The sequence below is a fragment of the Nocardia sp. CDC159 genome, from assembly GCF_023740735.1.
Taxonomy (GTDB): domain Bacteria; phylum Actinomycetota; class Actinomycetes; order Mycobacteriales; family Mycobacteriaceae; genus Nocardia; species Nocardia pulmonis.
On sequence record NZ_JAMRXH010000005.1, the window covers coordinates 268,430 to 281,126 of the forward strand.

Genomic DNA, 12,697 nt, shown 5'->3' on the forward strand with positions numbered 1-12,697 from the left:
GGCGACGCACCCCGTTCTCGTCCACTGCTTTCCTATGCTGAGGAGACTCGTCCATGACGACACACACGACGTTGACGATCGTCGGGAATCTGACTACTGATCCGGAATTGACGTTCGTGCCGTCCGGGGACGCGGTGGTCAACTTCACCGTCGCCTCCACTCCACGTTATTACGACCGCAACGCCGGTGAGTGGCGCGACGGGGAAGCCCTTTTCATGCGGTGCAGCCAGTGGCGCCAACCAGCGGAGAACGTGGCCGAAAGCCTGACTCGCGGATCGCGGGTCGTGGTTACTGGCGCGCTCAAGAAGCGCTCCTTCACCACCCCCGAAGGGGAGAAGCGCACCGTGGTGGAGCTGGAAGCAGACGAGGTCGCCGTGTCGCTGCGGTTCGCGACCGCCACGATCACGCGCAACCGGTCCAACGTCACGTCACTGACGCGGCGACGGGCCACCAGCCGCAACGGGTTCGGCCAGCCCGCATCCACCGATCCCGCCTCCGACTCTGCCGCATCGCAGACCACCGCTGACGATCCGTGGGCCGCACCGGCATTCGCTGCCGCGGCTGCGGGCGGGGACGACCCCGGATTTTGATCTCTCAGGTAACCCACCCGGGGCCTCGGCGGCGTCGGGTGGGTTCGGGGGTGACTGTCCGGCTGGTCCGGCTGACCAGCCATTCCGAGGGCTACCAGGTCGGGCCGCGCCGCGCCCACCGAGACCGCGCCCGGCGCAACCGAATTCCCCGGCGCGGCGACCGCGACCGTCCCACCACGGCTGTTGTGCGCGGGAATTCGCTCGCGCGCGTCTCGGCGCGTTCCCGGCCGGTGCGTCGCGTCCCGCCCCGGTCTTGCGCACTCGGCTGGTCATCCGGACCAGCCGGACAGCCCGTGCGCGGGGTTCGTGATCGCGGCGGGTGTCCTCTCTCAACGGAAATCGAACAGGAGCAGTGACGTGACCGACTCTCGTGCGTTCCTCGATGCCATCGCAGATTTGGATATCACCTTCGCTTACGACCGGCGCGCGGCCCGCGACCGCTTCACCGCCGCGCTCGAACTCGCCACCCCTGCCGATCATGAATTTCTCGACGACATGATCGAAAGCTTCGTCTGCTACCCGTTTCCGACCGCGCTGCGCCGCCTAGAGGCGAAGTGGGCTGGTGACGAGACGCAGCGGGAGCGGATGCTGCGGCTTTTGCCCGATACCGACCCGCACCTGTATGTCCGAGACCGCGCCGACCGCCTCGCTGTGATCGAGCGGCGCGCCCGCCGCAACAAGACCAGCGTCGAAGACGAGTACTTCGCCGAGCACACCGGTCTGGCCGTCGCCGAGATGCCGCGCCAGTCGATCCGATTCTGGCGCAACGCACCCGGGCGCCTCTTCCTCGCGCCGTCGCGCGCCACCGCGACCTCGAGCGTCGAGCAGGTCCGCAAGCGGATCCTGGCCCGCGGCAAGCGCCGCCCCGCCACCGTTGAACCGGCCGACGTCACCGCCTACGTCGGCGAACAGCTCTACATCGACACCGCCGCGCGCGAACTCGCCAAGCTGCGGGCCAAGGAGGACCGGCTGCGCACCCGCGGACTGCTTCCCGATCCCGAACCCGCAGAGTGGACGCCGCTCTACCCTGGCCATACTCCCCCAGCCGACGCCGACTACTTGCGCGAGCGCTGGGATTACGAGTTGGTGCACTACGTCGCCGAGCAGCGCATGCGCGCCGTTGCTCTCGCGGGCAAGCGCCCCATCTCCGAAGAGAACGCGCTCGTGCAGGCGGGCAGGCGCACCCGGTTGCGTGGGGACATGCGTGAGGAAATCCCGTCGGGCGGTAATGGTCTCGACTACGACCACGAGGCGATGAACCCCATCGTCGGGTGGCGGTGCGTGTCGTGCTTCATCGAACGCGCCCTCGCCGACCAGCGCGCCCTCCACGTCCATAACGGACACCGGCGCAGCGACGACGGCCTGTGCGATTTCTGCCGCGACGATCGTCCCGGCCTGCCGGAGTTGCCCGCTGGATTCACCGGTCGCGATCTCGCTCGCGCCTACTGCCGTTTCCTCACTACCCGCGACCCGGCCGAGCTTCACCCCGACGCCGCGCACGCAGTGCTCGCCGAGACCCGCCGCCGCGCCCCACGCTGGCTCCGTCCGGTGATCGACGAAACTCTCGTCACCACACGGCCTGTCACCGAGGAGTCATCGGTTCCCGCTGAATCGTCCGAGCGCGCCAGGCCCACCGCTCGCACTGCGCGTCGCGGACCGGTTCTGCCGCTCGGGCAGCGTCAGGCTCGATGCGACGGCTGCACGCGTATTCGTGGCATCTACGACGACGGCTACTGCACTGAATGCCGCGTCTGGCTCGGCCTGCCCATTCCCTCTGCCCGCCAGCGCGCCGCCTGACAGACAACGCACGCCCCTACCCCGGCCCGCCACGGTGACCACCCCCGCGGCGGGCCGGACCACCAGCCGCCTACCTCGGAGCACCGCGCATGCCTCACCACCTCATCGACTACCTGCTCGGCATCCGCATCGGACTGCTCCTGCCGGACAAGATTCAAATCTCCATCCACCACGTCCCCCGCACCACCGACCCACCCGACCACTGACATGCCCGCTCTCCCAGCACCACGACCAGCCTCTGCAGATTCCCGGTGTCCTTCGACAGCCCGCTGTTCTCGATCCTGGCCGCCCTCGCTGCCGCCAGCGTCGCCTTCGACCTCGGTTGGGCCCGCTGGAAAGACGCCACCGGCCAATCTTTCCTCCGAATCACCTGCAGCCGCTACGCGCCCGACCCGTTCGCCGGGGGCTCCGTGTTCAACATCATTCTCGCGTGCAACCCGCGCCGCCGCCGCGACCGCGGTCCCGGCTCCGACGCCTGACCGCATTTTTCCAGGACCGGAAGGGCTGGTAGGCAACCCCGTTCACCTACCAGCCCTTCCAGCACATCCCCCACCCATGAACCCTCCCTCTCCACCTCTCACTCACACAACCGCACCACCAACCGCCACCATCCTCATCCCCACCACCCCTGCCACTCACTCACAACAGGCAGACCTCTTGCATCCGAGGTCACATTCCGGACTATCTCGAAAATGTAAGGGTTCCGAGTCGGCGCACGCGCTTCCTAAGCCAATACAGCAACTCGGTCGCTCCCCGGCCGGTCGCCCGGAAAGCACCTGATCGCCAAGCACATCCGCGACGAGCTCGCCACCTTCGGGACACATCCCCGCCGACCTCACCCGCCGGGTTGTTCCACCTTGCCACTGACGTGATCACCCTCGTCCTGCCCGATCTACCTGGCCCACACTGGGTTACCGCAGGGCGCTGGACCTCCCTGGCCGACTTCGGCTGCGTTCGATATACCGCGATGAGCCACCTCAACCTCACCCGTCCCCTACCTGCCGCCGCTACGATCAGCTACGCGTACCGGATGGGAAGGCAAACTGATGACGGCACCACAACATCCGCACTGTGACGATCCCGCTGAGCCCATCGAATCGGTGCGACACCGCAAATTCCCCTGCGCTGAATGTCCCTGGCGACGCGACACAGCACCCGGACAATTCAGTCAAGACCGTTTCGACTACCTGGCAGCCACCACAGGCAGTCCCGGCCAGGAAGTATGGCTGGATGCTCCACTCTTCGCCTGCCACAAAAGCCCCGAAGGCCATGAGGAAGCTTGTGCCGGATGGCTCGCCACCGTGGGCTACTACCACCTTGGCGTCCGCCTCGCTGTCCACAGCAAGCGCCTCGATCCGGCCGCACTCGAAGCAGGCCCTGACTGGCCCGAGCTCCACACCTCATACTCCGACATGGTCGAGGCGAAAGCCCATCGACCGGAAACACCTTGAACCGCAACGAAACCGCTGCGGGCCTACCCCGACCGAGAATGGACGGCAGGCCCGTGCCCTGGGTCACCCGTGTCAGCGCCGAAGGTCCGACCTGGGCCCGCATTGATGCCGCTCGCCTGTTGCGATGCCAGGCCGAGTGGATTTGCCAGGTCTGCGGTGAATTACTTCCGCGCCGCGCCTGGGTGATCCTGACCCCCGACAGCTACATCCTCGGCGATGCGGCGATGCACGCCACCTGCCTGACCATCGCCCACCGCTGGTGCCCATACCTGGACAGACACCGGTTCGATGCCGTCGAAACCGACTTCAGCGCGATCTACGCCGACGACAGGCGTCTCGACACGATCGCCGAATACGGCGAGGAAATCCGGCTTTGGTCGCTTTGATCAGCGACTGTCACAGAACCATGGCGTTCCAAAAGACTGCGGCACTCCCGAAACTTCCTACTCGTCACGCCAGCCAGATGCACTCCCGAAGCGGATGCGCTGGAACCATGTTGACCGCCCCTAAGTTTTGACGCAAACAGCGTACCTCCAAATCCTTGAATTTTAGCTCATTCGCGAGCTGAATGGATCTATGACAGCGACGCTGCACAAGGTCTTGGCTGGGAGTGGTTATCTGTATTACGTCCAGCAGGTCGCTGCTGCCGATTCCACCGATCCCAAGCCCGACGGTTTAGCCGACTATTACTCCGCACACGGTGAGGCACCCGGCACCTGGCACGGCTCCGGACTAGCCGCTCTCGGGCTCCAACCGGGCGATCAGGTGACCGAAAAGCAGATGGAAGCCCTGTTCGGGATGGGCCGCCATCCAGACGCCGAGGCGATCCAAGCGCGTGTCATCGACACAGAAATGGACAAGGGTGCATCCCGTAAAGAGGCCGAGCATGCTGCGGATAAAGCGACTCGATTGGGCAATCCCTACCGCGTTTACGTGGCCGATAATGCGTTCCGCGAGCGTTGCGGGCAAGCATTTTCCGAGCATAATGTCACCTCCGGAAACGAGCCGACCGCAGGGATTTCCGATGACATTCGCGCTCGGATCCGCACCGAGGTCGCCGCCGGCATGTTCACCGAACAGTACGGGCGTGCGTCGCTGGATGCGCGCGAGTTGTCCGGGTGGGTGGCGAAGAACTCGCGGCCGGCATCGGCGGCGGTGGCCGGTTTCGACATCACGTTCTCTCCGGTCAAGAGCGTGTCGGCGCTGTGGGCCATCGCACCGAAGAACACCCCTGAGCGCATCGCCGCCGCCCATGATCGCGCTGTCGACGACGCCATCAGGTGGCTGGAGCAGCACGGGGTCTATACCCGGTTGGGTCGCAACGGTATCCGCCAAGTGGACGTGGAAGGTGTGGTCGCGGCCCGGTTCACTCATCGTCAATCCCGTGCCGGGGACCCGGATCTGCACACCCACGTGGTGATCGCCAATCGGGTCCGCACCCTCAACGGACTGTGGCGCACCCTGGATGGCGCCATGATCTACCGCTTGGTGGTCACGGTGTCGGAGATCTACAACTCCCGCCTCGAACAGCATCTGGATGCCGATCTGGGCCTGGCGTTCGCGGAGAGGTTCACTGATCCGACGAAGCGTCCGATCCGTGAAATTGTCGGTCTTCCCTGGGCTTTGGCCGAGCATTGGTCGCGGCGCGACCATGCCATCACGACCCGCCTTGGGGAACTCGCCTCGCTGTTTCAACAGCAGCTCGGCCGCGAGCCGATGCCGAAGGAGATGTTCGCGCTCATGGAGCGCGCCACCCTCGAGACCCGTCCACGCAAGCACGGCTCGCGGTCGTGGATCGAGCAGCGCGCCGCCTGGCGCCGCGATGCTGAGCAGATCCTCGGCGGCCGAAAAGCCCTCAACCACAAGGTGTCCCAGATCCTGCGGCAACCACGGCGGCCCCGCCAACAGTTCGACACCGCACGGATCGCTCGTCTGGCCGATCAGGTGGTGGCGACGGTGTCGGCCGAGCGTGGGACATGGCGCGCGCATCACTTGCGCAGCGAAGCCGAGCGTCAACTCCGCGGCCTGGTCGCCCGCGATCAGTGGGAACGGGTCACCTCCAGGGTCCTCGCGGCGGCGCTGGACCCGTCGCGGAGTCTGGCGCGCGGCGATCCCGATCTTGTCGCCGAGCCCGTTCTGGGCGAGGTACCGGAGGTGTTCCGCCGTCGTGACGGCGCCAGCGTGCACACGGTCGCGGGCGCTCAGTCCTACACCTCACCACGCCGATTGGCGGTCGCAGCGAGGCTGATCGAGCTGTCGAACCAGACCGGCGCCCGCACCATTCCCGAACGGTTCGTGGCCGCCGCGATCCGCGACTACAACACCGATCCCGACAATTGCGAGCGCCGGCTCAACGCGGGACAGGTCGCCGCCGTCACCGAATTTGCCACCTCACCGAGCCGGATCGCTACCGCGAACGCGCCCGCGGGCACCGGAAAAACCACCGCGATGCGCGTGCTGGTTGACGCCTGGCACGCCTCGGGTGGCACCGTGCTCGGTCTCGCCCCCACCGCCAAGGCGGCCGCCGTGCTCGCCGAAGCCACCACGGTGCGCGCGGAAACGGTCGACAAACTGCTCACCGTCCTGACCCACCACACCCCCGATCCGGCGCGTGACGACCCCGGCTTTCCGCCGCCGTTGCCTCAGTGGATGCTGCAAATCGACAACGGAACTCTCGTGATCGTCGACGAGCATGTGCGCCTCGGCGACGACAAACGCCTGCGACTGTTCGAGTTCCTGGTCCAGCGCGGCGCGACGATCCGGTGTGTCGGCGACGACCATCAACTGCCGTCGATCGAGGCCGGCGGCACCACGCTCGACACCGCAGACGCCACTCTCACTCACGTGGTGCGGTTCGCCGACGCCGCGGAAGCGTCCGCGAGTCTGTTGGTTCGCGAGGGTGATCCGGCCGCGTTCGGGTTCTATCTCGACCAACAAAGAGTGCATTCCGGGGCGCCCGGCGCCGCGCACGATCAGGCATTTGCCGCCTGGATCGCCGACGATCGCGATGGTCGTGACGCGGTCATGCTCGCACCCACGCACGAGACCGTCACCGAACTCAACGACCGTGCCCGCGTAGAACGCCTCGCCCGCACCGGGACACCGGGCGCGGAAACCCGGCTGTCCGATGAGCTGTGTGCCTCGGCCGGGGACATCATCGCCACACGCCGTAACGCGCCCCGGATTCGGTTGGGTGAGCGGGATTGGGTTCGCAACGGCTACCGGTGGGTCGTCGACGCCGTCCGCGAGGATGGGAGTCTGGCGGTCACCCACCTGCGTCAGGGCCGCCAGCGCGGCGCCACGACAGTGCTGCCACCGGAGTATGTGCGCGCGCAGGTGCGGCTCGGGTACGCGGCCACCATCGACTCTGCGCAAGGCATCACCACCGACACCTGCCATGTCGTGCTCACCGGGCTCGAATCCCGCAACCAGCTCTATGTCGCCCTCACCCGCGGCGCCGCGACCAATCACCTCTACGTCCCGACCGCGATCGACGGCAGCGAAGCCTCGTTCTGGACCGAACCCGGCCTGTTCCCGCGCACCGCGGTGGAAGTCCTGCTCCGCATCCTCGACCGCGACGCCGCCCAGATATCCCCGCACGCCGAACTCCGCGACGCCCTCGACCCCCACAATCGGCTCGGACCCGCCGTCGATATCTACCTCGACGCACTGGGGCTCGCCGCCGAACAGGCCATCGGCTCTACCGTGCTCGCCCGCATCGACCAGGCCGCCCAACAGCTCTGGCCCCGTCTCGCCGACGCCCCCGCCTACCCAATGCTGCGGCAGCATCTGGCGACGATCGCGTGGTCGGGCCGCGACCCCATCACCGCCCTGTCCGACGCCGCACTGGCACGTGAACTCGATACCGCCAAAGATGTTGCGGCGGTGCTGGACTGGCGCCTGGACTCCAGCGGCAACCACTCCACCAGCACTGGCCCACTGCCGTGGCTGCCCAACGTCCCCGCCAACCTGCCACCCGATCCGGTCACCGACCATCTCCGCGCCCGCCACCGAATTATCGCCGAACTCGCCCACCAGATCACCCAGACCACCGCCGAATGGTCAGCGGCCGCGGCGCCGGTATGGGCGCGGCCCGTCCTCGCCAATCCGCGCCTGCTCACCGACCTCGCGGTGTGGCGGGCCGCTAACCGCGTCTCCGACACCGACCTGCGCCCGACCGGCCCCTCCCGTCACGCGGTCCGTGAACGCGATCACCAGCAGCTACTCGATGCTCGGGTCACCGATGCGCTCGGCGACCTGCACACCGCGGTCCACAAGTGGTCCGCACTCGCCAAAGGCATCGACACCCGACTACTCACCGATCCGTGGTGGCCCGTGCTCGCCGACCGTCTCGACACCGCTGCAGCCGCCGGCATCGACATTGACACCCTGCTCCCCGCCGCCGCGGAACAGCGCCCACTGCCCGACGAGATGCCCGCCGCCGCACTGTGGTTCCGACTCGGTTTCGACCCCTCCGCCCTCACCACCATCAGCCACCGCAACCTACGCCCGGACTGGATACCGCAGTTGCACAGCCTGTTCGGCGACGACATCGCCGAACAACTCATCATCGATCCGGCCTGGCCACGCCTCGTCGCCGCCGTCGACAGCGCCACCGGCTGGACACCCGCCGACATCCTCACCACCGCCCACGAACTACTGCTCACCGCCCACCCCGACCCGGCCTCCGGACCCCGACCCGACCAGCTCGCCACCGCGCTCGCCTGGCGCATCGAAACCATCCTCCACCCCCCAACCCCCACCGCAAGCACCGAAAGCTCAACCCCCACAACGACTATGAACAGCACAGAACCCACCCCCGAAACCCCCGCCACAAATAGCCGAGCACCGCAGCCCGCACCCCATTCCGACCTGATTGATTCGGCATCATCGGTACCCGAGCAGCTCCGCGGCGTGGCCGAACTGTTCCGCGCCGGCCGGGTCAAGGACGCCAACACAATGTTCCGGACGCTCGATCGCAAGCTCGGTGACGATGAACGCGACATCTTCACCCGCGTAGCGGACACCCTCTATCACAACAGTTTTCCCGTCGCTCGCGCCCGACTCCGTTGGGCCGCCGACCGATATCCGCAGCACCGCGCGCTCATCCACGCCTGCATCCCCGACACCGACCCACATGTCTACCAACCCGGCGCCACGGCAACCACAACGCTCGGACGCGACGAACGGCGCCGCACCGCCCCCCGCGACCACGAACAACCCGACCAGCCGCCCCGCCCTCGCCCGACACGATCCCGCGATCGCAGTACCGCCACCATCGAGGCCTACCACGCCACCCGAGCCACCGTCGATGACGACCCCGACCACATGCCGATACCTGACGCCGTCGACCACCGCTATCAGTCCGTCACACACCGCGACACACCCGACCCGTACACAGTGGACTACGACTGTGCCGCGGCACCCCGATCCCTCGGATTCTGTTGCTTCCATTGCGCCATCGAACGCGCGGTCATCGCCCTACCCTCGCACAGGCGCGGCGACGACGGCCTCTGCGAGAACTGCCGCGACGGCGGCGTCCCCGCCATCCCCGAGCACGACCCTGTCGACCACATCTCGGCCCGCTGTACCCACGTCACCAGCCTCTACCCGGCCACCGAGGCACGCGCCAAACTCGCCCACGACTGGCGCCACGCACCCTCCCGTCGCGACCGCCACGCCATCGCCGACTGGGTCCACGATCATCCATTCCCCGACACGCCAGCGACGCCGACCTTCGATCCGAACGACCCCGTCCAAATTCTCACCGACCGGCAACTCGCTCAACACATCGGCAACATCGAACAGCGAATCGCGTTGCAAGCCAACGACTCCATACTGTTCGGGCCCGCGTCGAGCAGCACTGACTCCAAGTCCAACGAGCCGCGAGTTCATCGTGGCTGGCTACGCGACGAACTTGCCGATCTCACCGCGGAACAGGACCGCCGTGCGCGATTGACACCGGATCAGGTCACCGCCGAAGACGACTTACGCGACAGCCACCGCCAGTCGAGCGACGCCGAGACAGCCGTCGACCTCAGCAGGGAAGACAATCCCAGCCGCCGACCAGATCACGACATCGGGCTCTAGATTCTGTCCATGCCGCAGCCCCTTCCCAGAACCTCGGCTACCGCGGTCGCTTGTGACAAATGAAGGACGCCGCCAATGGCAATGGCCCGTTTCGCAGACCCAGATCATCCTCTGTAGGCCTTGCCAAAACATCAGTTGCTCAGTGGCAGCGCCGATGACTATCGGACCAACGCCCAGGCCCCGCCGACAGCAACCACGTCGCCGCAGCGACCATACTTCTCCTCACCCATAGCTCCCGGCAAATCTACGATCGATCAGTGCAAACGGCACGATTGGATGCCGGTCGGCAAAGTCGTACACGACCGGTTGTAGACCTCACTGCCCGACAGCGCGTCGCAATCGAGTCCGGCTGATTCAGCCGGACGCAGTCTGGCGTCGGCATCTACGGGTCGCCCGGTTTCGGGCCGCAATCGAGTCCGGCCTCAGCCGGAAGCAGGGGGGACCTGTCTGGCAGGCCCGGAGATCCATGAGGTCTAGCCGCAATCGAGTCCGGCTGGATCGGCCGGAAGTAGTTGGCTGCCAACGCGTCTCGGATTACCCACCACCAGTGCCCCGATCGGGTCCGGCTGGGGTGTCGGTAAACCTGGGTTGTAGACCTCCGATGCGGACACCGCGAACCGGTAGCCGCATTCGAGTCCGGCCGGGACAGCCGGAAGCAGGCGCGGCAATGCCGAACTGTCACTGCTCGAGTCGCAGATGCCGCAATCGGGCCTGGCCAGGGCCGCCTGAACCAAACAGGCTCGGATTCGCTGCTCTGCCAACAGGTTGATGGCCGCAATCGAGTCCGGCGGAGGACCGCCGGAGTCAGGCTGACGACGTGGCTGCCCTGGCTGTAACCGGCTAGACCGCCGCAATCGAATCCGGCCGGTTCGGCCGGAAGCAGGATCCGACCCGTTCCCAGGATGCTCCGTCAAACCTCAGCCGCAATCTAGTCCGGTCGGGACGGCCGGAGTCAGGTCCTCGTCCTGTTCGCTACCGAGTGTTCGTGCCGCAGCCGCAATCGGGTCCGGCCCGGACGGCCGGAGACAGCCCAACACAACCTTGCTCACCGCGATCTGTACCAAGATGCCGCAATCAGGTCCGGCCGAGGCGGCCGGAGGCAGATGGCCGACGCGCAGTGATCGATGTTCCGCAACTAGGCGACGCAATCGGGCAGGCCAGGCCGAAGGCAGATCCTCAAGATGGATGGCCGCCACACCGGTCTGCTCACCGCAATCGAGTCCGGCGGCTCGTTCGGCCGGACGCAGACGTTCGCAATGATGTTCTCGGCGCTCACCGTGCAGCAGCCGCAATCGAGTCCGGCTGGTTCGGCCGGAGAACAGTGAATGATCGAGGCAAGCGCTCGCAGCGGGTCGCTCGCACCGCAATCGGGTTCGGCTGGGACGGCCGGAGGCAGCGTGCTGGAGCTGGACCCGCAGGTGCGGCGGGCAAGCGCGCCGCAAGCGGGTCAGCCCGGGACGGCCGGGGCAGGATGTCGGTGTCACCGGCGCGGAAATCGCGGTCGCCGAGGTCGCGGCAATCGAGTCCGACTAAATCGGTCGGAAACAGTTGCAACGCAAGCCCACACGGCTGAATGCGTTCGATCGGGCGAGTCCGGCTGGGACGGCCGGAAGCAGGTCACCCGCTCCCTTGAGGAGCAGGACCAGTCGGTGCCGCAATCGAGCCGGCTGGTATGGCCGGCCGGAGTCAGCTGTCTTGGTCTTGCCGAAGGTCGCGGCCCATTCGTCGCCGCAATCGGGTCCGGCCGGGACGGCCGGAGGCAGCTGGACCCCCTTGGGCATCTTCGCCCAAATATCCTGGCCGCAATCAGGTCCGGCCCGGACGGCCGGATTAGTTGGCGACCATCCGGCGGGTGGTGCGGTCCGACGCCCCGCCGCAATCGAGTCCGGCTGGTACGGCCGGAGGCAGGCATCGCTCATGCCATTGAGTTCCTGTGCCGCGTTGCCGCAATAGGGTCCGGCCGGGACGGCCGGAGGCAGGGATGGCGTCGCTGTATTCGATCCAGGTCGTCGCGTGGCCGCAATGGAGTCCGGCTGGTTCGGCCGGAAGCAGAAAGCCAGGTATCCGACGGGCCCGTTCAATGCCGGGCCGCAATCGAGTCCGGCTAGTTCGGCCGGAAGCAGGGGCGGCCCGCTCGCGCCCGAACACGCGCTCCATGTTCCCGCCGCAAACGGGTCCGGCCGGGCCGGGAGATCTGGTGATCCATCTGGCCACCGAGGTGCCGCAATCGGGTCCGGGAGGTTCAGCCGGAAAAGCTCAGCGCGATGAAACGGGCCCTAGATATCCTCTCGGGGCCGCAATCTAGTCCGGCCAGTTCGACCGGAAGCAGGCGGAAGAGATCGCAGTCATCATCCCAGTACACGAGCCGCAATCGAGTCCGGCAGGTTGCCCGGAAGCAGCAGGCCACGACGTGAAAATCATTGCGGATCGAGGTGGTTGACCGCAATCCGGTCCGGCCGGGACGGGTGGAGACAGACAGGAAGCCTACGACCTGTGGTCCGCATGGCTTGAAGGGCCGCAATCGGGTCTGGCCGGAGGCACCGCACCTCGGCGACCTGGTCCGGGAAGGTTTCGCCGCAACGGGACCGGCTGGTTCGGCTGGAAAGCGATGCTGGAATTCGTGGCTGCAATCGGATTCGGCCGGAACAGCCGGAAGCAGTTGCTGCTGTCTTCGCCCCGCGTTCCCTCAGCGATTTCTCGCCGCAATCGGGTCCGGCCGGGACGGCCGGAAGCACGCAGCACCTTTGTGCTCAACGCCGATGTTCGCTT

The 12,697-nt window shown here is 66.8% G+C and carries 6 protein-coding genes; all 6 read left to right on the forward strand.

All coding sequences use genetic code 11. From position 1 onward, the window contains the following. Nucleotides 1-53: 53 nt before the first annotated feature. The 6 genes from ssb to mobF all read left to right on the forward strand — a co-directional run bounded on the left by ssb (nt 54) and on the right by mobF (nt 9,928). Nucleotides 54-590: a single-stranded DNA-binding protein gene (gene ssb, locus NDR87_RS13700; RefSeq protein ID WP_251912198.1), complete on the forward strand. Its 537-nt coding sequence runs from the start codon at nt 54-56 to the stop codon at nt 588-590. A 357-nt stretch (nt 591-947) separates the two neighbouring features. Further along, entirely contained in the window at nt 948-2,387 is a 1,440-nt protein-coding gene (locus tag NDR87_RS13705) for a hypothetical protein (protein ID WP_251912196.1), read from the forward strand. Nucleotides 2,388-2,638: 251 nt separating this feature from the next. Further along, nucleotides 2,639-2,866 carry a hypothetical protein gene (locus NDR87_RS13710; RefSeq protein ID WP_251912194.1) on the forward strand — a complete coding sequence of 76 codons (228 nt, stop codon included), beginning with the start codon at nt 2,639-2,641 and terminating at the stop codon, nt 2,864-2,866. A gap of 567 nt (nt 2,867-3,433) precedes the next feature. Further along, a complete protein-coding gene (locus NDR87_RS13715) occupies nt 3,434-3,838 on the forward strand; it encodes a DUF6283 family protein (RefSeq protein WP_251912192.1) in 405 nt (134 codons plus the stop codon). 53 nt (nt 3,839-3,891) lie between these two features. Beyond that, the gene (locus tag NDR87_RS13720) at nt 3,892-4,224 is read left to right on the forward strand and encodes a hypothetical protein (protein ID WP_251912190.1); all 333 of its coding nucleotides are present in this window, start codon (nt 3,892-3,894) and stop codon (nt 4,222-4,224) included. Nucleotides 4,225-4,414: 190 nt separating this feature from the next. Then, entirely contained in the window at nt 4,415-9,928 is a 5,514-nt protein-coding gene (gene mobF, locus NDR87_RS13725; protein WP_251912188.1) for a MobF family relaxase, read from the forward strand. The last annotated feature ends 2,769 nt before the right edge of the window (nt 9,929-12,697 follow it).

Coding starts and splice junctions, on each gene's coding strand:
- ssb (WP_251912198.1), top strand. CDS start 54: ATGACGACACACACGACGTTGACGATCGTCGGGAATCTGACTACTGAT.
- NDR87_RS13715 (WP_251912192.1), top strand. CDS start 3,434: ATGACGGCACCACAACATCCGCACTGTGACGATCCCGCTGAGCCCATC.
- mobF (WP_251912188.1), top strand. CDS start 4,415: ATGACAGCGACGCTGCACAAGGTCTTGGCTGGGAGTGGTTATCTGTAT.